Origin of the sequence: Streptomyces rapamycinicus NRRL 5491 (genome assembly GCF_024298965.1) — a bacterium.
Taxonomy (GTDB): Bacteria; Actinomycetota; Actinomycetes; order Streptomycetales; family Streptomycetaceae; genus Streptomyces; species Streptomyces rapamycinicus.
In genome coordinates this window covers 53,713-74,477 of record NZ_CP085193.1, presented here as the reverse complement: position 1 = coordinate 74,477, position 20,765 = coordinate 53,713, and the positions used below count along the sequence as shown (strand labels likewise).

Here is a 20,765-nt window from a genome sequence, read left to right as displayed (position 1 = left end):
GAGTCCGCGGAGGCCGACGAGCTCTTCAGCTTCATCGATCAGGAATTCGGACCGTCCTGAACGCACGCTCGCGCGCGCCGTACGCCCATCGCAAACGCCGTACACCCAAGCTCCCGAAGCTCAATCCCGTGAGGTATTGATGTCGGAACAAGAAAAGCTCCTCGGCTACCTCCGACGGGTGACAGCCGATCTGCATGAGACCCGACAGCGCCTCCAAGAAGTGGAGGCGGCGGCGCGTGAGCCGATCGCGATCGTCGGGATGAGCTGCCGCTACCCCGGGGGTGTGCGGACTCCCGAGGAGTTCTGGGAGCTGCTGGACGGGGCACAGGACGCGATCGCGTCCTTTCCCGAGGACCGTGGCTGGGACGTCGACGCCGTGTACGATCCGGATCCCGACCGGCCGGGCACCTCCTACACCTGCGAAGGCGGCTTCCTCAGCGACGCGGCGGACTTCGACGCCGACTTCTTCGGAATCTCGCCGCGTGAGGCGCTGGCGATGGACCCGCAGCAGCGGCTGCTGCTGGAAACGTCGTGGGAAGTCATCGAACGGTCGGGCATCGACCCCGCGTCGCTCAAGGGAAGTCAGGCCGGTGTCTTCATCGGAACCGTCACCCCGCACTACGGCCCACACCTGCACAGGGCGACCGGCGGTGCCGAGGGCCACCTGATGACCGGCACTGGCCTCAGCGTCGTGTCCGGACGCGTCGCCTACACCCTCGGGGTGGAGGGCCCCGCGGTGACCGTGGACACGGCGTGCTCGTCCTCGCTGGTGGCCCTGCACCTGGCCGTGCAGTCCCTGCGCCAGGGCGAGTGCTCCAGCGCGCTGGTCGGCGGTGTCACGGTCATGTCAACGCCCGGTACCTTCATCGCCTTCAGCCGGCAGCGCGGGCTCGCCCCGGACGGCCGGTGCAAACCCTTTTCGGCTGCCGCGGATGGCTTCGGGCCTGCCGAAGGCGCCGGCATGCTGTTCCTGGAGCGGCTGTCCGACGCGCACCGCAACGGCCATCCGGTGCTGGCCGTCGTCCGAGGCACGGCGATCAACCAGGATGGGGCCAGCAGCGCGCTGTCCGCACCGAACGGCCCGTCGCAGCAGCGGGTGATCCGGGCGGCGTTGGCGAACGCGGGGTTGACCGCGGGTGCGGTAGACGTCGTGGAGGCGCACGGTACGGGCACGACATTGGGCGACCCGATCGAGGCGCAGGCGCTGCTGGCCACGTACGGTCGTGACCGGGATGGAGACCGGCCGTTGTGGCTGGGTTCGGTGAAGTCCAACATCGGGCACACCCAGGCCGCCGCGGGCGTGGCCGGTGTGATCAAGATGGTGCTGGCCATGCGGCACGGCGTGCTGCCGCCCACCCTGCACCTCAACGAGCCGTCGCCGCACGTCGACTGGTCGGCCGGCACCGTCCGGCTCATCACCGAGGCCACTCCCTGGCAGCAGGGTGAGCAACCACGCCGGGCAGGTGTCTCCTCGTTCGGCATCAGTGGCACCAACGCGCACGCCATCATCGAGCAGGCGCCCAACCTGCCGGAGGGCGAAGCGGACGGCGCGTCGGATGACGACGCCGTACCGTCCGCGGTGGCTTCGGCATCGCTCCCGCTCGTCCCGTGGGTGTTCTCGGCCAGATCCGCGGTGGCTCTGCGCGCCCAGGCCGCCCGGCTGCTGGACCACGTGCGAAGGCATCCGGGGGTTGCCGCGGCGCACACCGGCCTGGCCCTCGGTACCACCCGAACCGTCTTCGACCATCGCGCGGTGGTCCTCGCGCCGGACCACGCGGGCGCGGTACGCGAGCTGGAGAAGTACGTCGCGGGCCATGACACTACGGGGCTCGTCGCGGGCCTGGCGCGACATGGCACCGCGGTGGCGCTCGTTTTTCCGGGGCAGGGATCGCAGTGGGCCGGGATGGCGGCGGAGCTGTTGGATTCCTCGCCGGTGTTCGCGGAGCGGATGGGCGAGTGCGCCCTCGCGTTGGCGCCGTATGTGGACTGGTCGCTGCTGGACGTCTTGCGGCGCACCGACGGGGACGGATGGCTGGGCCGGGTGGATGTGGTGCAGCCGGCGTTGTGGGCGGTGATGGTGTCATTGGCCGAGCTGTGGCGTTCGTACGGCGCGGTGCCGGCGGCGGTGATCGGTCACTCCCAAGGGGAGATCGCAGCCGCGTGTGTCGCGGGCGGGTTGTCATTGGCAGACGCGGCACGGGTGGTGGCACTGCGTAGTCGGGCGTTGCGGGCGCTGTCGGGCCGAGGCGGCATGGTGTCCGTCAGCCTTCCTGTCGCCGAGGTGCGGGAGCGGCTGTCCGTGTGGGGCGAGCGGCTGTCGGTGGCGGCGGTGAACGGGTCCTCGGCGGTGGTGGTGTCGGGCGACACCGACGCGATTGAGGAACTGCTGATGCGGTGCGAACGCGAAGGAGTACGGACGCGCCGGGTTCCGGTGGATTACGCCTCGCACTCCGCACATGTGGAGGCGATCGAAGACGAGTTGCTCCGTGATCTCGCGGGGATCACTCCGCGGTCGTCGGCGGTGCCGTTCTATTCGACGGTGACCGGCGGGGTGCTGGATACCGTGGAGTTGGATGCCGCTTACTGGTATCGCAATCTGCGGCAGACGGTCCGCTTCGATGAGACGGTACGGGTTGTGCTGGGCGAGGGTATCCAGGTGTTTGTGGAGGCCAGCGCCCATCCGGTACTGACCATGGGGATCGAGCAGACAGCTGATGACCAGGGAACGCAGGCGACGGTGGTCGGGTCACTGCGTCGCGACGAGGGTGGGCCGGCGCGGTTCTTGACGTCTGTGGCCGAGGCGTACGTGGGTGGCGCCGACGTCGATTGGCGGCAGGTGTTCGCCGGTACCGGCGCGCGACGCGTGGACCTGCCGACGTACGCCTTCCAACGCCGCCGTTACTGGCTGGAGTCCGAGGCCGGTGATGTGTCGTCGGCAGGGCTGGCCTCGGCCGAGCACCCCTTGCTGGGAGCCGTTGTTCCATTGCCCGACTCCGATGGTCTCCTGTTGACGGGCCGCCTGTCGCTTCGTACCCATGCCTGGCTCGCCGACCATGCGGTGCTGGGCCGTGTCGTCCTGCCCGGCACGGCGTTTGTCGAATTGGCGTTGCGAGCGGGAGACGCCGTCGGATGTGATCGGCTGGAAGAGCTCACGCTTGAGATGCCGTTGGTACTGCCCGAAGACGGTGCGGTCCAGGTACAACTGGTCGTGAGCGCTCCGCGGGAGACCGGGCACCGCGAATTCAGCGTATACGCGCGCGGCGACGACGCGCCGAGCGAGTCATGGACGCGCTACGCGAGAGGCACGCTGACCGCTGTGAGCCCGACAGCGACCTCCGCGGATCTGAGCGCCTGGCCGCCGACCGACGCCCAGGCGGTCGAGACCACAGGCCTCTACGAGCGGCTGGCGGCCACTGGGCTGGAGTACGGCCCGGCGTTTCGTGGACTGCGGGCCGCCTGGCGCCGAGGTGATGAGCTCTTCGCCGAAGTGGCGCTGCCGGAGAACGTGCGAACCGAGGCGAGCCGGTTCGGGGTGCACCCCGCGTTGCTGGATGCGGCGCTCCACGTTTGGTCGGTCCATCACGTTACGGACACCGATGTGGAACCCGGGGGAGTCCGGTTGCCGTTTGCGTGGAGTGGTGTCTCGTTGTACGCGGTCGGAGCTTCGGTGGTACGGGTGAGGCTGGCGCCGGTCGGCGATGGTGGGGTGTCGGTCGTGGTGGCCGACGCGGCGGGGGCGTCGGTGGCGTCGGCGGATGCCTTGGCGACGCGTCCGATGAGGGAAGGGGAGTTCGCCGTCTCTGCCGGCGTGGGGGAGTCGTTGTATCGCGTGGAGTGGTCGCCTGCGTCGCCAGCTGCTGGGTCGGAGGTTGGGGCACAGAGGTGTGCGGTGGTCGGCCGGGATGATTTCGGAGTGGCTGAGGTGTTGGGGGCGGAGGTGTTTGCGGATTTCGACGAGGTGAGTGAGTGTGTGCCCGAGAGTGTGGTGGTGTGTATTGGTTCTGTTGGTGATCGGGGTGTCGTTTCGGAGGTGAGTGCGGCGGTCGACCGGGTTCTGCGCCTGGTACAGGGGTGGTTGGCGGAGGAGCGGTTCGCCGGATCGCGATTGGTTGTGGTGACGCGCGGTGCGGTGGCGGTCGAGGCTGGTGAGGATGTGTGTGATCTGGCCGCGGCCCCGGTATGGGGACTGGTGCGCTCGGCGCAGACTGAGCATCCGGAGCGGTTGGTCCTTGTGGACGTGGACGACGCCGGCGCTTCGCTGGACGTCCTGCACGAGGCGGTGTTGACCGGGGAACCCCAGGTAGCCGTGCGCAGGGGTCAGGTACTGGTGCCACGCCTGACTCAAGGCCCAGCGCATGGAGTATTGGTGCCCGTGGACGAGGGGCAGCCATGGCGGCTGGAGCCTTCGAGGGAGCGGACGCTGGAGGGGTTGACCCTGGCGACGGCTGAGGACGCGGCTGGTGAACTGGGTGAGTTCGAGGTGCGCGTCGCCGTACGCGCGGCGGGACTGAACTTCCGCGATGTGCTCATCTCGCTGGGCATGTATCCGGATCACCAGGCGCTGATGGGAAGTGAAGGAGCAGGCGTGGTGGTGGCCACCGGCCCGGGGGTCGAGTCCTACGCCGTCGGTGATCGCGTGATGGGTCTGTGGACCGGCGGTTTCGGGCCGCTGGTGGTGGCGGACCACCGCACCCTGACCCGGATCCCGGACGGCTGGTCGTTCACCGAAGCCGCGTCTGTTCCGGTCGGGTTCGTGACGGCGTTGTACGCGTTGCGCGAGCTGGCGGGCGTGCGGCCCGGTGAGTCGCTGCTGGTGCACTCCGCGGCCGGTGGGGTGGGGATGGCTGCGGTGCAGCTGGCGCGGGTGTTCGGCCTCCGAGTCTTCGCCAGCGCCAGCCCTGGTAAGTGGGACGTGTTGCGTGGCCTGGGAGTTGACGACGCGCATCTGGCGTCGTCGCGGTCGCTGGAGTTCGAGCAGCGGATCCGCTCGGTAGCAGGTGAGCGTGGTGTTGATGTCGTGCTGGACTCCCTCGCCGGTGAGTACGTCGACGCCTCGCTGCGGCTGCTCGGCGAGGGCGGGCGTTTCATTGAGATGGGGAAGACGGATGTGCGGTCCGCCGACGAGGTCGCGGCGGCGTACCCCGGTGTGGCATACCGGGCGTTCGACCTGGTGGAGGCGGGGCCGGAGCGCATCGGGGAGATGCTCACGGAGATCGTCGGCCTTTTCGAGCAGGGTGCGCTCAAGCGGTTGCCGACGCGGGTGTGGGATGTGCGCCGGGCGAGTGAGGCGTTTCGGTTCATGCGTGAGGCGCGGCATGTGGGGAAATTGGTGTTGAGCGTTCCGGCCGTCTTGGATCCCGAGGGGATTGTGCTGGTGACGGGGGCGGGGGGCGTGTTGGGTGGTTTGGTGGCTCGGCATCTGGTAGCTGAGCGTGGGGTGCGTCACCTGCTGCTGGTCAGTCGTCGTGGCTCGGCGGGCGAGCGCATGCCGGAACTTGAGACGGAGCTGACCGGCATGGGTGCGTCGGTGACCGTCGCCGCGTGCGATGTGGCGGATCGCGACGCCCTGGCGGAGGTGCTGGCGCGGTTGCCCGGCGGGCGTGGTGTGACGGGCGTGGTGCATGCCGCGGGGGTGTTGGACGACGGGACCGTGGCGTCGCTGACGCCGGAGCGGGTTGACGCGGTGTTGCGGGCGAAGGTGGCGGGGGCGTGGAATCTGCATGAGTTGACGCGTCGCCATGACGTCGCGCTGTTCGCGCTGTTCTCGTCGGCCGCAGGTGTACTGGGCTCGGCGGGGCAGGCGAATTACGCGGCGGCGAATACGTTTCTGGACGGGCTTGCCGCACATCGTCGTGCTCTGGGGTTGGCCGGCGTGTCGTTGGCATGGGGCATGTGGGCCGAGCGTTCCGGTATGACGGAGCACCTTGGCGAGGCGGATTTGCAGCGGATGGCACGGGTCGGTGTGGTGCCGTTCTCGTCCGACGAGGGGTTGCGGCTTTTCGACGCGGCGCATGCTCTGGCGGAGAGCCTGGTGGTACCTGCCCGGCTGGACACCGGTGCCCCGGCCGCCTCCGGCACAGTGGCACCCGCCATGCTCAGGGGGCTCATACGACGGCCGATCCCCGCACGACGCACCCCCAGCCACACCGAACCGCTCCGCCCGGTCGACAAGACCACCGAATCGCGGCAGCGGTTGCTCGGCATGAGCCTCGCCGACCGCGGCCACACCGTGCTGGAGCTCATCCACACGCAGGTGGTGGCCGTGTTGGGGCACGCCACGCCCGACGCGGTCGAGTCCGACCGGGCGTTCAAGGATCTCGGTCTCGACTCGCTGACGGCGGTCGAGCTGCGTAATCTGCTGAGTGCGACGACCGGGTTGCGTCTGCCCGCCACGTTGGCCTTCGACTACCCGAACAGCGAGGCACTGAGCGAATACATCATGGCCGAACTGGTGGGTCAGGCCGACGGCGCGGCGGCGACGTCCCCGGTCGGCGGAAGCGATGGCTTGTCCCACGACGACCTCATCGCGATCGTCGGGATGAGCTGTCGCTACCCGGGCGGCGTGACGTCCCCGGAGGAATTGTGGCACCTCGTCGTCTCCGGCGGGGACGCTATCGGCGGACTTCCCACCGACCGTGGTTGGGATCTCGACGGCATCTACGACCCGGACCCCGACGCGCCCGGCAAGACGTATGCGCGTGAGGGCGGGTTCCTCTACGACGCGGGCGCTTTCGACGCGGGGTTCTTCGGGATCTCACCGAGTGAGGCGTTGGCGATGGACCCGCAGCAGCGTCTGGTGCTGGAGACCTCGTGGGAGGCGCTCGAACGGGCCGGGCTGGTTCCGTCGTCGCTGCGCGGCAGCAGGACAGGTGTCTTTGTCGGATCCCACTACCAGGAGTACGGCCCGCGGCTGCACGAGGCGGTGGAGGGTTCCGAAGGCCACCTGATGACGGGGACCGCGGCCAGCGTCCTGTCCGGGCGTGTGGCGTACGCCTTCGGTTTCGAGGGCCCCGCGGTGACGGTGGACACGGCATGTTCGTCGTCGCTGGTGGCCTTGCATCTGGCGGTGCGGTCGCTGCGTCAGGGCGAGTGCGACCTGGCGCTGGCCGGCGGTGTCGCCGTCATGCCGAATCCCGGCCCATTCATGGGTTTCAGCAGGCAGCGCGGTCTGGCCCCCGGCGGGCGGTGCAGGGCGTTCGCGTCGGCCGCGGACGGGACGTCGCTCGCCGAGGGTGTGGGGGTATTGGTGGTGGAGCGGTTGTCCGATGCTCGGCGGCGGGGGCATCGGGTGTTGGCGGTGGTGCGTGGTTCCGCGGTGAATCAGGATGGTGCGTCGAATGGGTTGACGGCGCCGAACGGTCCGTCGCAGCAGCGGGTGATCCGGGCGGCGTTGGCGGATGCGGGGGTGTCAGCGGCGGAAGTTGACGCGGTGGAGGCGCATGGTACGGGGACGAGGCTGGGAGATCCGATCGAGGCGCAGGCGTTGCTGGCGACGTACGGGCGCGAACGGGCAAGCGGTAGTCGGCCATTGTGGTTGGGGTCGTTGAAGTCGAATATCGGGCACACCCAGGCGGCTGCTGGTGTGGCAGGCGTGATGAAGGTGGTGCTTGCGCTGCGGCACGGTGTGCTGCCGCCCTCGCTGCACATCGACGAGCCGACGCCGCACGTGGATTGGTCGGCCGGTGGGGTGGAACTGTTGCGGGACGCGGTGGAGTGGCCTGAGGAGGGAGAGCCGAGGCGTGCGGGTGTGTCGTCGTTCGGGATCAGCGGGACGAATGCGCACGTGATCGTGGAACAGGCTCCGCCGGAGGAGCGTGTGGAGGCGTCAGCGGATGACGCAGGTGTGGTGGCGTGTGTGGTTTCCGGACGGTCGGAGGTGGCGTTGCGTGCGCAGGCGGAGCGTTTGGCGGAGTTCGTGCGGGCCGATGACGGCCTGTCGCCTGTGGAGGTGGCGTCGTCACTCGTGACGTCCCGGTCGGTGTTCGAGCACCGCGGTGTGGTGTTGGCCGCAGGGCGTGATGGGCTGTTGGCGGGCTTGGCGGCCTTGTCGTCGGGGAAGCCGGCGGCTGGTGTCGTGCGCGGCGCCGTTCTCCCCGGGAAGTCGGCGGTGTTGTTCTCGGGGCAGGGCAGCCAGCGCATCGGCATGGGGCGGGAGCTGTACGAGAGCTTCCCGGTGTTCGCGGACGCTTTCGATGCGGCGTGCCTGCGGTTCGACGCCCTGCTGGACCGGTCGTTGCGGGAGGTGGTGTTCGGGGACGTGGACGCGTTGGCTCGGACGGAGTTCACGCAGTGTGGATTGTTCGCGGTCGAGGTGGCTCTGTTTCGGCTGGCGGAGTCGTGGGGTGTGCGGCCGGATTTCGTGGGTGGTCATTCGTTGGGGGAGGTGGTGGCGGCGCATGTGGCGGGGGTGTTGTCGTTGGAGGACGCCTGTGCGTTGGTGGCGGCTCGGGGTCGGTTGATGGGGGAGTTGCCCGTGGGTGGGGTGATGGTGTCGGTGCGGGAGGCGGAGGCGGAGGTGTTGCCGTTGCTGACGGGGTATGCGGACGAGGTGAGCGTCGCGGCGGTCAACAGCCCCGGGTCCGTCGTGCTCTCGGGAAGGGAAGCAGCGGTAGCCGAGGTGGTCGGGGTGTTGGCGGAACGGGGCGTGGAGGCGAAGCGGCTGAGGGTGTCGCACGCCTTCCACTCGCCGTTGACGGAGCCGATGCTCGCCCCGTTCCGCGAGGTGGTGGAGGGGCTCTCCTTCCGCGCGCCGCGCATTCCGGTGGTGTCGAATGTGACGGGCGCGGTGGCCTCGGCCGACGAGCTGTGCGCGCCTGATTACTGGGTGCGGCATGTGCGGGAGACGGTGCGCTTCGCCGATGGGGTGGCGGCCCTGGCCGGGCAGGGAGTGACGACGTTCGTCGAACTCGGTCCTGACGGTGTGCTCTCCGGGATGGGACACGAGTGTCTGCCCGATGCGGTGTTCGCGCCGGTCCTGCGGAGGGACGTGGACGAGACGAGCTCCGTCGTCGACGGGCTCGCGCAGGCGTATGTGCGGGGCGTGACGGTGGACTGGGCAGCCGTCATGGCTGCCGGCGGCTCGTCGCCGCGGCGCGTGGACCTGCCCACGTACGCCTTCCAGCGGGAGCACTTCTGGCTGCGCTCGACCCCCGAGACCGCTGCGACGACTACCGGTGATGCGGCGCCCGGGGGCCTGGCGGACGCCGGTTTCTGGGAGGCGGTGGAGCGTGGTGACGCGAGCGCGCTGTCGGCCGAGGACGGAGACGGCGCCGGTGAGGCGCTGGCGGCGGTGCTCCCGGCGCTGTCGGCGTGGCGGCGGCGTCGGCTGGAGCTGGAATCGGTGGACGCCTGGCGCTATCGAGTGGCGTGGTCGCCGGTGGCCGGTGGGACGGGCACGCTGACGGGGGCGTGGCTGGTGGTCGTCCCCGAGGGGCACACCGGGGATGCGTGGGTGTCGCACGTCGTGAAGTCGATGGAGGGGCGCGGGGCGTCCCCCGTGATCGTGGAGCTGGCGTCGAGGGCCACGGACGGCGACGCGGTGGCCGGACCGTTGCGCGGGGCGCTGGCACGGGCCGGTGACGCGGGGATCGTCGGTGTGCTGTCGTTGCTGGCGCTCACGGAGGGACGGCACGCGGTGCATGGGTCGGTGCCGTTGGGGGTGGCGTTGACGCTGGCCACGGTGCAAGCGGCGGGTGAGGTGGGGGTGCGCGCTCCGGTGTGGTGCGTCACCCGCGGAGCCATGTCCGTGAACGGTGCGGAACGGGTGCGGAGCACGGAGCAGGCCGGGGTGTGGAGCTTGGGACGTGTGGTCGGTCTCGAAGCTCCGGAGCGTTGGGGCGGGGTGGTGGATCTGCCGGATGTGCTGGACGGGTGGGTCACGGACCGTCTGGCGTGGGTGCTCGCCGGCGGCTCGGGCGAGAGCGAGGTGGCGGTCCGAGGTGCGGGCGTGTTCTGCCGCCGTGTGGTGCGGGCCGCCGCGGGTGGACGCCGTGGTGCGGGGTGGCGGCCCTCGGGGACCGTGCTGGTCACCGGCGGTACGGGAGCGTTGGGCAGGCATGTGGCGCGGTGGCTGGCCCGGGCCGGCGCTGATCGCTTGGTTCTCGTGTCCCGCCGTGGTCCCGGTGCAGACGGGGCGGATGACTTGCGCAAGGAACTGGAGGGGCTGGGTACGCGGGTGGAGGTGGTGGCCTGCGACGTGGGCGACCGGAGGGCCGTCGCCGAGTTGGTGACGGGCGTGACAGCACAGGCGCCGTTGACTGGAGTCGTTCACACGGCCGGGGTCCTGGACGATGGGGTGCTGGAAGGGCTGACCGTGGAGCGGTTCGAGGAGGTCTTGCGGTCGAAGAGCGAGGCGGCGTGGAATCTGCACGAGGTCACGCGGGACTTGGGGCTGTCGGCGTTCGTGCTGTTCTCCTCGTTCGCGGGCGTCGTGGGTTCCGCCGGGCAGGCGAACTATGCGGTGGCGAACGCGCTTGTGGACGCGCTGGCCGAGCAGCGGCGGGCTGAGGGGCTGACGGCTACCTCGGTGGCGTGGGGGCCATGGGCCGACGAAGGCATGGCCGTCAGCAGCGGCGAGGTCAGCCGCAACGTCCGGCGCAGCGGTCTGGCCCCGATGGATCCGCGGTCGGCACTCATGGCGATGGAGCGGTCACTGGCGGAGGGTGCGACCTCCGTCGTGGTCGACGCCGACTGGCGTCGCTTCATCGTCGCGTTCGAGGCCCGTCCCTTGAAAAGGCTGCTCAGCGGCATCCCGGAAGTGCGACAGCTCATGACTGACGCGGCCGACGACACCGACGCGACGCGGACCGAGGATCCGGCGGCCCTCGCCAGCCGCCTCCGAGCCCTCCCCGAGGCCGAACGGAGCCGGGAGCTGCTGGAACTCGTGCGCGCCCATGCCGCCGTCGTGCTGGGGCACACCGGCGTAGACGCGATTGCCCCTGACCGCCGTTTCACGGAGGTGGGATTCGACTCCCTGACCGCCATGCGCCTGCGGAACCGGCTCAGCGCGGCCACGGGTATTCAGCTCACCGCCGCGACGGTGTTCGCCCGCGCCACGCCGACCGCTCTGGCGGACTACCTGCTCGTCACGTACGCGGCTCCCCCCAAGCGACCGAGGCCCCGGCTACGGCCACGAGACCGAGCATGACGGCGTCGCTCGCGACCGACGCGGGCTGAGACACGTTGTGTAACGGTGGCTCTCGCTGATGCCGGGCCTGCTGCCGCGCGTGATGATGGCGGAGATATCGAGCACCCGTACCCACCGGCGAATGATATGAGAGGCAGAGGAAGACGTGAATTCTGCTCTTCAGTCAGATTATGACGTTGTTGTCGTCGGGGGTGGTCCTGGTGGATCCACGCTTTCGACGCTCGTGGCACTCCAGGGCTATCGGGTGTTGCTTCTGGAAAAGGAGGAGTTCCCGCGGCACCAGATCGGCGAGTCACTGCTCCCATCGACTGTGCACGGGATCTGCCGCCTCCTCGGAGTCACGGATGAGCTGGCGAATTCTGGCTTCATCAAGAAACGCGGCGGTACCTTCCGGTGGGGGCTCAACGCTGAACCCTGGACCTTTGATTTCTCCGTTTCCGATAAGTTCTCAGGCCCGACCTCCTACGCCTACCAGGTCGAGCGCATGAAGTTCGACAAAATTCTCCTCGACAACGCCCGCAGCAAGGGTGTGGACGTCCGTGAACGCAGCGAGGTCGTGGGCGTTCTTGAGGAGGAGGGCCGGATCTGCGGTGTGCAGTACGATGACGCCGAAGGCGTCCGGCGAGACGTCCGTGCCAGCTTCGTGGCGGATGCCTCGGGAAACAAGAGCCGCATACACAAGCGGATCGGCGGTGCGCGTAAGTACTCGGATGTATTCCAGAACATCGCCCTATTCGGTTATTTCACGGGGGGAAAGCGAATGCCTGCCCCCGTGGCGGGCAACATCACCTGCGCGTCATTCGATCTCGGTTGGTTCTGGTACATTCCCCTCTCTGATGAGCTCACCAGCGTCGGCGCGGTGCTGAGGCGCGAGGCGCTGGAACGACTCCAGGACGGACCCCGGGACAAGGTACTGGGGGGACTGATCGACGAGTGCCCGCTCATTGCCGACTACCTGTCGGAGGCAGAGCGCGTCACGGAGGGGCCGTACGGGCAAGTCCGCGTCCGCAAGGATTACTCCTACATTCAAGAGAAATTCTGGCGGCCCGGAATGGTGTTGGTCGGCGACGCCGCCTGTTTCATCGACCCGCTGTTCTCCTCCGGCGTTCATCTGTCCACGTACAGTGCCCTTTTGGCGGCGCGATCGATCAACACCACACTGCGCGGCACCATCGACGAGGCGGACTGCTTCCGCGAGTACGAAGCCCGTTACCGCAGGGAGTATGACGTATTCCACGACTTCCTGGTCGCTTTCTACGACCTACAGAAAGATGAACACGCGTACTTCCATGAGGCGAAGAGCGTCATCGGGAGTTCCGCCTCGGCGGCGGAGTCATTCGCGGAATTGGTGGGCGGCGGCGCGTCCGAAGAGGAGGTACTGATCGGTACCGCGCCCTCCTTCAGCCAGGAACGCAGGGCGGATCTGCTGGAGCGGTCGCGGAAGATCCACTGGCAGGGATCCCGGGTTCAGGTCCAGGCGCACTTCGGCGAGAGCGTGGGGGACGATCCCCTGTACGAGGGCGGTCTGGTCGAGTCGCCCGATGGCATGCACTGGGCTCGCCCCGAACAGCCTGCTTCCTGAGGGACCACATGTGTTGACTACCGACCAGGTGCAGTGGTTGTTCCTCGGCCTCGTCGCCGTCCTCGTTCTCAGCAGGCTTTTCGGCGCCGCGGCTCGCCTCCTGCGACAGCCTGCCGTGGTCGGAGAGATCCTGGCCGGGATCCTCATCGGGCCATCGCTGTTCGGGGGTGCTCTCGCGAATTTCCTGTTCCCCCGCGGACACTCGCCCGCTGTTGGCGGCGTTTGCCAACGTCGGCCTGGCTCTGTTCATGTTCGTCATCGGCTATGAGCTGCCATTTGACGAATTGCGTGGCAAGGCGCAGGTCGCTCTTCGGATCTCGCTCTGGTCCGTGGCGGTGCCCTTCGTTCTCGGTGTGCTGCTCGCGCTGTACCTGGTCCGCGATCACCGCGTCCACAGCCAGCTCGGTTTCGTGCTCTTCCTGGGCGCGGCGATGTCGGTCACGGCGTTCCCGGTGCTGGCGAGGATCTTGACCGACCGCGGACTGGACCGGACCCGTCTCGGTGGCATCGCCCTGGCCGGCGCGGGGATCGGCGACGTTCTGGCCTGGCTGCTTCTCGGCCTCATCGTGACCGTCAACGGGGGTAGCGGTCAGGCGCGGTTGTTGTTGGTGCCCCTTGGACTGACCGCGATGCTGACGTTGGTACGCCCCTTGTTGCGCCGGGCGTTCACCGTGGCGGAGGGGAGCGGGGGCACGACCAGCCCGCTGGTCGCCGTATTGGCTGGGCTTATGCTCTCCTGCTGGGCCGCCGAGTGGGTGGGGATCCACTTCATCTTCGGGGCTTTCCTGTTCGGTGCGGTGACACCCCGCACGCAGCGGACGGATGTCAAGTCCGAGCTCACCGGGTACATCGAGTCGCTCAGCAGTGTTCTTCTACTGCCCGTGTACTTCGTCCTGTCGGGAATGCGGGTGGACCTCTCCGGGATCGGTTTCGCCGGACTCGGTGAACTGGTCCTCATCCTGCTCGTGGCACTCGCTGGAAAATTCCTCGGTGCCTTCGCAGGTGCGCGGCTGAGCGGGATTCCCAGGCTGCAATCGACGGCCCTGGCAGCGTTGATGAACACCCGTGGTCTCACCGAGATCGTGCTGTTGACCGCGGGCCTCGAACTGGGGGTGATCGACGCCCCTTTTTATTCCTTGATGATCCTCATGGCTCTGGTGACCACCGCCGTGACCGGGCCGATGCTTCGCCTCCTGGAGCGGCGCGCCGGTGGGAACGCGCGACAGCTCGGAGAATTCGAGTACGAGCGGCAAGGGGACCGATGTCACGGCGACGCGTCCGCGTAGGGCGCGTCGCCGTCGATCTCGATGCCGGCGACGGCGAGCAGACGACCCGTGCCGGAGTCACGCATGGTCATGTCGGCGATCTCGATCCGCGGCTGCGCCATGCTGTGCCACCTGTGCACCGTGATGGTGAACACCGCGCCCGGGTCGGCGTTGCCGAAGTACCCGACCTTCTGGTCGACCACCTTGCGCCGCAGGAAATGCTCGTCGCCGCGGCCGAGCGACCGCCACACACGCAGCAGCGCCGTGTCGAAGATCGAGAAGTATGAGGCGAAGTACACGAGCCCGGCACCGTTGAGGTCCCGTGCGACGTCCAGCTCGTACTCGGACGTGTGGGCCGGTCCGGCCGCGACGAGGCCGGGCGGCGCCGCCGAGTAGAAGCTGCCCGTCTCGCGGGCGCGTCCGACGAGGGTGCGCGGCGAGTAGGAGTTGGGCAGCCGGGGGAGGTCGCTGTAGGAGAAGTCCGGAGGCGCGACCTGGGACAACTGCCGGTTGCTGGTCGGGCGGCTACGAGTGATCCAGCGGTTGAAGTTCTCGGCGTAGAGACAGTCCGGGTGGGGGCGCTCGTACAGCTCCGCGGGATCCAACGGCGCGTCGGCCAGGCCCAGCCCTGCCGGCGCGAGCCGGTGGAGCGTGATCACCGACTGGCCGCCGAACTGGAATACCCGGGAGGTCACCTGGAGCTCGTCGCCGAAGGTGAGGCCGTGGGGATGGACGACTTGCCCGCCGCGTACATGGAAGTAGTAGAAGGACAGGTACGCAGGCTGCCCCTCGGAAGTGCGGGCCGCGTGCACATTGGTGTGGCAGGCGGTCGCCACCGACTCCCAGGTCCAGTCCCCGATCTGACCGAAGATGAGTGATCCGCCACTGCACATGCCCGGGGCGACGACCACGTGGCGGGACAGCGAACTGTCGTCAACCATCCGGACGGGCCACGTCGTAGTGCTCTGATTCAATCTTCCCTACCTGTCTGATCGGGCTGAGCGAGCCATTCGTAGGGCCCTACCTTCTTGGCGGAGTTGATCAAGGCCACTCGTTGCTCGCGGCGGCACCATTCGGCCGATGCGGCGAGGAAGGCGTCGTTGTCCTCGGCGCGACCGATCGACACGCGTACGCCCTCGCCCGGAAACGTCCGCACCGCGATGCCCTTGCCCGTGCACCATCTGCCGAACTCGGCCGAGGCGTCGCCCAGCCGGAGCCAGAGGAAGTTGGCGTGGCTGACCGGAACGTCCCAGCCATGGGCCACCAAGGCGTCCCGGACTCGGCGGCGTTCGGTGACCGTGACGTCGACGCGGTGCAGCAACTGGTCCTCGAGCCCGAGGGCCGCCACGGCCGCTTGCTGCGCGACCCCGCTCACCGCATAGACGAGGCAGGCTTTGCGCAGCTGCTCGACCACGCGGGGATCACCCACGAGGTAGCCGACCCGGAGGCCGGCGAGTCCATACGCCTTCGAGAACGTGCGCAGCACCACGAGATTCGGGTGCGCCTCGCCGAGTTCCAGGCCACTTGAGGCGGTCGGCTCGCGCGCGTACTCGTAGTACGCCTCGTCGAGGGCGACCAGGCAGGTCGGCGGGGTGCGCGCCAGGAACTTCCGCAGCTCCTCCCTGGCGGCCACCGTGCCCGTCGGATTGTTGGGATTGCAGATGAGGACCAGCCTGGTGGCGTCGGTGATCCGGTCGGCCATTGCCGGGAGGTCGTGCGCGCCCTCGACCAGGGGCACCCGCACGGAGCGCATGCCGGCGAGGTCGGCGAGAATGGGGTAGAGCTCGAACGACCGCCAGGCATACACGACCTCGGAGCCGGGGTCGCCGACGGATTGCAGCAGGGTCTGGAGGAGTGCGATGGACCCCGCGCCCACCACGACCCTGTCTTCCGTGATCCCGTGCGATCGCGCGATCGCACGCGTCAGCTCGCCGCACCCCGGGTCGGGGTAGCGGTTCACTGTCGAAGCCGCCCCCGCGATCGCCTCTAGGAGGCCTGGCAGCGGGCCGTGGGGAGATTCGTTCGCCGACAGCGGCCGCGCGCGCGCCGCTGCCGCATGCACGCCTTCGGTCGGCTGGTACGCGGCGAGACGGCCGAGGACCGCGCGGAGTCGAGGCAAGGACAAAGGGGCTCCCAAGCACGCAAGGCCAGTGCGTCGCGATCTGGCAGGTGATCCGGTAGTAGCGGGACAGACTCAGGGGTGCCCCTTGGCGGCCTCGACTTCGGCGCGCGGCAACCGCTCCTCCACCAGACGCGCGACGTCCGCGACCGTGGCGGCGTCCATCAACTCGTAGTCGTGGATCTCGATGCCGAGCCGGTTGTGCAGCAGGGCCGCCAGTTCCACCGCCGTGAGGGAGTCGAGACCCACCTCCTCGCGGCCGGCCGTCGGCACGACGTCTTCCTCCCTCATCTGGAGGTCGTCCACCAGGATGCCTTTGAGCACCTCGTACATGGCTGTTCCTCTTTCGCTGTCACACCTGATCGGAAGGGCGCGATTCCCGGGCCGACCGCTGTGGGCCTCCTCCCGCAAGGCGAGTGCAACGTCCACGATGAGGTCTTCCTGGCCGGCCACCGCTTGGCGCTCGCCCAGCTCGAAGAAGACGTCGCGCGGGTCGATCCCCTCGCGCCGGGAGATGTCGAGGACCCGGTTCTTGAAGCCGGAGAACACTCCGGACAGGCCACTGACGACACCGACGGAGTCGATGGTCGGCGGGGCGGGCATCAGCTCGCGTCCGGCGATGTCCGCCGCGTCCAGGAGACCGTACAGATCAATGCCCGTGGCGAATCCCATCCGCTCCAGCACGGGTACCAGGACCTCGAGCTGGGTGTTGCCGGCCCCCGCACCGAAGCCCCGGGCGCAGGCATCCACGATGCCCGCCCCCGCCTCGACCGCGGCGACCGAGTTGGCGACGGCCATGCCGAGGTTGTTGTGCCCGTGGAACATCACCGGTACGTCGACGGTGTGGCAGATGGCGCCGATACGCTCCGCCACGTCCGCCGGGAGGAAGTGACCGGAGGAGTCGAGAATCCCCACCCCGCTCGCCCCGTACTCCACGAGCCGGGCGCACTCCTCCGCCAGCCGCTGAGGACTGGCCATGTGGCTCATCAGGAGAACGCCGTGCGCTTCGACACCGGCGTCGCGGAGGAACCCCAGATGCCGCTCGGCGAGGTCCCCCTCGGTGCAGTGCGTGCCGATCCGCACCACGTCGACCCCGTGGGCGATGGCCTTCTTCAGGTCCTGGACGGTGCCCCATCCGGGGATCATGAAGACGCCCATCCTGCTGTTCGGCAGAGCCTCCCTCACGACGGACAGCATCTCGTCGTCGTCGAGCCGAGCCTGGCCGGCCTGGAGGGAGGACGCGCCCAGGCCGTTGCCGTGCCCCACTTCGACCACCGGAATACCCGCGGCGTCCGCGGCGGCCGCGTACCCGCGCAGTTGGTCGGGGCCGAGGTTGTGGCGGACCGCGTGATGTCCATCGCGCAGGGTCGGATCATGGACGAGAACCGGCTTCCGCGCGCCGCTCTCCCCATCTGCCGTCCCGATCACGACATCACCGCACCGGCAGTCGAGAGATGGGCCGCCGTGTACAGTTCGGCGACGTGAAGCGCGGCAGAGTTGATGATGTCGAGGTTGCCCGCGTACCGCGGGATGCGGTCACCGGATGAGGTGACCTCGATGGCGATGAGGGCCTTCCCGTCGTCCACGACACACGCGGTGACCTCGAAGCCACTGGCGAATGCCCGGACCGGCTCCGTCGCGGTCGCCACGACCGCGCGCACCGATTCCGCGGTCAGCTCTTCCCCCAGCACGGACATGGCAACCCGGAAGGTCGCCGGCGGCCTGGCGGGGCTCACGTTGAGGATCGCCTTGACGTCCTTGACCCCGGTGAAGTCACGGACCGCGTCCTGGGTGGTCTCGATGTACTCGTCGAGATTCAGCCGGGTGGACCGGCCCACGCTCGGACTGGCAGCAGTGGTCACCACCTCGACGTAGTCGATCCGGTGTTGCCGCGCGATCGCGTGCAGGATCGGTATCGACGCCTGACCGCCACAACTGATCATGTTGATGTCGCCGTGGTCCAGAGCGTCCGTCCCGTTCACCGTCGGGACAACCATTCGCCCTACCTTGCTCGGCGTCAGATCGATGAGCATCGTTCCGAGGGGCTTCAACCGCTCCGCGTGCTCGGCGTGCGACACGGCGTTGGTGGCGTCGAAGACCACGTCGAACGGGTCCGGAGCGTCGACCAGGGACTGGACGCCGCCCGTCGCGGTCGGCAGTCCGAGCCCGGCCGCGTGCCGCAGACCTGGTGTGTCGTCGTCGCGTGCCACGACCAGCCGGCAGTCGAGGGAACGCGAACGCATGATCTTGGCCGCCAGGTCGACTCCGATGAGGCCGGCGCCGAGCACCGCCGCGGATAGTCGTCCGCTTCTCTTCCTGGCTGTACTCATGACTGTATCGCCCTTCCTTGTGAGCAGACCCGCCTTGACGAGCCCGGGTACGGCGTTCCGGTCGGAAGGACGGTTGCCTAGGGGCCGTCCACGTGCAGAGTGATGGAGCCCAAGCGGTCGAACTCGGCGATGAACGTGTCCCCGGGACGCATCGGGACCGCGGCGTGCAGCGCCCCCGTCATGATCAACTGCCCGGCGTCCAGGGACACCCCGCGCTCGCCGAGCACGTTCGCCAGCCATGCCACGACGGTGACCGGATCTCCCAGGGCCGCGGCGCCGGCGCCGGTTGCCACGATCTCGCCGTTGCGCGAGAACACCATGCCGATCAGACGGGGGTCGCAGCCCGCGGTGGGGACGGCGGGCCGGGCCAGGGCGACGGCACCGTTGGACGCGAGATCAGCGATGGTGTCGGCGAGCTTGATGCGCCAGTTCTCGATCCGGGAGTCGACGATCTCCAGCCCCGCCATGACCTCCGCGACGGCTCCGCGCGCCTGCTCCAGCGTGATGCCAGGGCCAGTGAGGGGCGCGCCGAGGCGGAAGACGATTTCGGCCTCCACCTTGGGCGCGATGAACGAGCCGCACGACACCGTCGCCCCGTCGGCGTACACGGTGGAGGCCAGCACGGGGCCGTAGTCCGGCGTGTCGACGTTGAACATGTCCTGCATCGGCGCGGACGTGAGGCCCGCCTTGTACCCGACGACGCGGTCGCCGTCCGCGACGAGCATGTGCACGAGTTCACGCTGGACGGCATACCCGTCGTCCATGCCCAAAGTGGGGTCCGCGTCGGTGAACGGCGCGATGGGTACCCGCTTCGCGCGCGCCTCGTAAAGTGCTCGCGCCCGTGCCGCGGTGTCTTCGGCCGACATCCTCACAGTGCTCCCGTCCTATCCGGCGGCCACGAACATCCGGCTGCCGGGCATCCGCAGCGGTGTGCTGGTCACGTCGGAGAACCCGGCCCGACGGAACGCGGCGCGCCATTCCTCCTCGGGCGGCAGCCGTACGTCCATCGAGCTGGAGTGCAGGTACGTGAAGAGCGCGCTGAAGCTCCGCTCCCTCGGATCGGCGGCGTAGGGCACCGCATCGGTGACGACGAGACACCCCCCGTCCGAGATCGAGGCCCGGCAGGTGCGCAGGACGCCGTCCAGTACGTAGGGTCTGCTCACCACGTCGTGCATCACGAATCCCGCGTGCACGACGTCCGCGTCCTGGACCGGCGAGCAATCCTCGACGAGCGATTCGATCGAACGGTTCACCAGCTGGAGACGATCGTCCACCTCTGCCCGCTGGGCGGCCTGTTCGGCCTCCTCGCAGGCCGCCGCACTCAGGTCCAGCGCCAGTCCGGTGCTGTCCGGCAGGGCGGTCAACAGGTGGATCAGCAGCCCGCCGGCCCCCGCGCCGAGATCCACGATCCGCCGTGGTTTGCGGCTGGTGATCTCCGAGACGACGCCGGGGTAGAAGCCGTACGACCCGATCCAGCGGGATGAGACCGCCACCCGGCGCCCATCCCGCTGGTACTGCGCGCCTGCCGCCGCGGGATCACGGAGAAACAACGCCGCGTTGTCGACGTACGGGCGGTTCGCATTGAGCGCCCAGGAGAGGTAGCCGGCCGCGTACCGGCGGTCGGCCAGGTCGGAGCAGGGGATGAAAGAGTGCGGGTCCTCGCCGCGTTCCACCAGTCCCGCGCAGAGCAGTGCGTCGAGAAACGCGGCGGCAGCGGACTCGGGCACGTTGGCAGTGGCCGTCACCTCGTGGAGGGTGAAGGGCGCGGTCCGGTCCAGGAGGGTGGAAAGGCCGAGGCCCTCGGCGATCTCAAGGAGAGCGGCGTCAGCGGCCAGATCGGCGGCGGTCTCCTTGGAGTCGGTCCTGTTCATGCGTCGCTCCCGAATTGAGGAGGGTACTTCTCGAAGTAAGGCGTGTAAGGCGTCCCGCGCATGCGAGCCGGGTGACGTCGAGCAGGCGGCCGGAGCTCGTCGACCTCGCTGGACGGCTGGGAATAGTGGGATGCCCGATCTGGCGCTCCATACCCGATCTTCCATGGGCCATCATTCGGTGACCCGCGGCCAAAGACATCGGTGACGACCGCCGTTACGGTTGCACCACCGCACGGCCGGACAACGGTGAGGCATCGTCCGGGTCCTCCTCGGCGGGCCCGGGTCTCCTGCTGAGAGCCCCTTCGCCTGCCCTGCGCGCGAGAGACACAAGCGCCTCCGGTGGCTGACCCGACCGACGGAACGGCTGAAGGACCCGCGGGGGGCGAGCCGTAACTGTGGCTCCTACCGATGGCGTGAGCAGGCGCGTCCTTGGAATATCGCACCCGTTGGAG

At 68.8% G+C, this 20,765-nt stretch carries 9 protein-coding genes and 1 pseudogene; 3 read left to right on the top strand and 7 right to left on the bottom strand.

Annotated elements, in window-relative coordinates:
* Positions 1-136: 136 nt before the first annotated feature.
* The 3 genes from LIV37_RS00165 to LIV37_RS00155 all read left to right on the top strand — a co-directional run bounded on the left by LIV37_RS00165 (position 137) and on the right by LIV37_RS00155 (position 14,014).
* A complete protein-coding gene (locus LIV37_RS00165) occupies positions 137-11,146 on the top strand; it encodes a type I polyketide synthase (RefSeq protein ID WP_373920581.1) in 11,010 nt (3,669 codons plus the stop codon).
* A 145-nt stretch (positions 11,147-11,291) separates the two neighbouring features.
* Positions 11,292-12,728 carry a tryptophan 7-halogenase gene (locus LIV37_RS00160; RefSeq protein ID WP_167525905.1) on the top strand — a complete coding sequence of 479 codons (1,437 nt, stop codon included), beginning with the start codon at positions 11,292-11,294 and terminating at the stop codon, positions 12,726-12,728.
* A gap of 212 nt (positions 12,729-12,940) precedes the next feature.
* The gene (locus LIV37_RS00155) at positions 12,941-14,014 is read left to right on the top strand and encodes a cation:proton antiporter (RefSeq protein ID WP_020865104.1); all 1,074 of its coding nucleotides are present in this window, start codon (positions 12,941-12,943) and stop codon (positions 14,012-14,014) included.
* Here the strand turns inward: LIV37_RS00155 and LIV37_RS00150 are convergent.
* From LIV37_RS00150 to LIV37_RS00120, 7 genes and pseudogenes are all read right to left on the bottom strand, one after another.
* Complete coding sequence (locus LIV37_RS00150; RefSeq protein ID WP_020865103.1) at positions 13,993-14,934, bottom strand: LnmK family bifunctional acyltransferase/decarboxylase; 942 nt, start codon at positions 14,932-14,934, stop codon at positions 13,993-13,995. The genes LIV37_RS00155 and LIV37_RS00150 overlap by 22 nt on opposite strands.
* Positions 14,935-14,963: 29 nt before the next feature.
* The gene (locus LIV37_RS00145) at positions 14,964-16,112 is read right to left on the bottom strand and encodes a histidinol-phosphate transaminase (protein WP_309471123.1); all 1,149 of its coding nucleotides are present in this window, start codon (positions 16,110-16,112) and stop codon (positions 14,964-14,966) included.
* Between the two features lie 75 nt (positions 16,113-16,187).
* Entirely contained in the window at positions 16,188-16,445 is a 258-nt protein-coding gene (locus tag LIV37_RS00140; RefSeq protein WP_274596700.1) for an acyl carrier protein, read from the bottom strand.
* A 72-nt stretch (positions 16,446-16,517) separates the two neighbouring features.
* Positions 16,518-17,537 (bottom strand): annotated as a pseudogene (dmpG, locus tag LIV37_RS00135) (4-hydroxy-2-oxovalerate aldolase); the annotation flags it as partial.
* Complete coding sequence (locus tag LIV37_RS00130; RefSeq protein ID WP_121826003.1) at positions 17,537-18,442, bottom strand: acetaldehyde dehydrogenase (acetylating); 906 nt, start codon at positions 18,440-18,442, stop codon at positions 17,537-17,539. The gene LIV37_RS00130 and the pseudogene dmpG, both read right to left, overlap by 1 nt.
* Positions 18,443-18,519: 77 nt before the next feature.
* Positions 18,520-19,308 (bottom strand): 2-keto-4-pentenoate hydratase, encoded by a 789-nt coding sequence (locus LIV37_RS00125; protein ID WP_020865099.1) that lies wholly within the window; start codon positions 19,306-19,308, stop codon positions 18,520-18,522.
* A gap of 18 nt (positions 19,309-19,326) precedes the next feature.
* Positions 19,327-20,313 (bottom strand): class I SAM-dependent methyltransferase, encoded by a 987-nt coding sequence (locus LIV37_RS00120; RefSeq protein WP_020865098.1) that lies wholly within the window; start codon positions 20,311-20,313, stop codon positions 19,327-19,329.
* Between the last annotated feature and the right edge of the window lie 452 nt (positions 20,314-20,765).

Coding starts and splice junctions, on each gene's coding strand:
- LIV37_RS00125 (WP_020865099.1), bottom strand. CDS start 19,308: ATGTCGGCCGAAGACACCGCGGCACGGGCGCGAGCACTTTACGAGGCG.
- LIV37_RS00150 (WP_020865103.1), bottom strand. CDS start 14,934: ATGGTTGACGACAGTTCGCTGTCCCGCCACGTGGTCGTCGCCCCGGGC.
- LIV37_RS00140 (WP_274596700.1), bottom strand. CDS start 16,445: ATGTACGAGGTGCTCAAAGGCATCCTGGTGGACGACCTCCAGATGAGG.
- LIV37_RS00130 (WP_121826003.1), bottom strand. CDS start 18,442: ATGAGTACAGCCAGGAAGAGAAGCGGACGACTATCCGCGGCGGTGCTC.
- LIV37_RS00120 (WP_020865098.1), bottom strand. CDS start 20,313: ATGAACAGGACCGACTCCAAGGAGACCGCCGCCGATCTGGCCGCTGAC.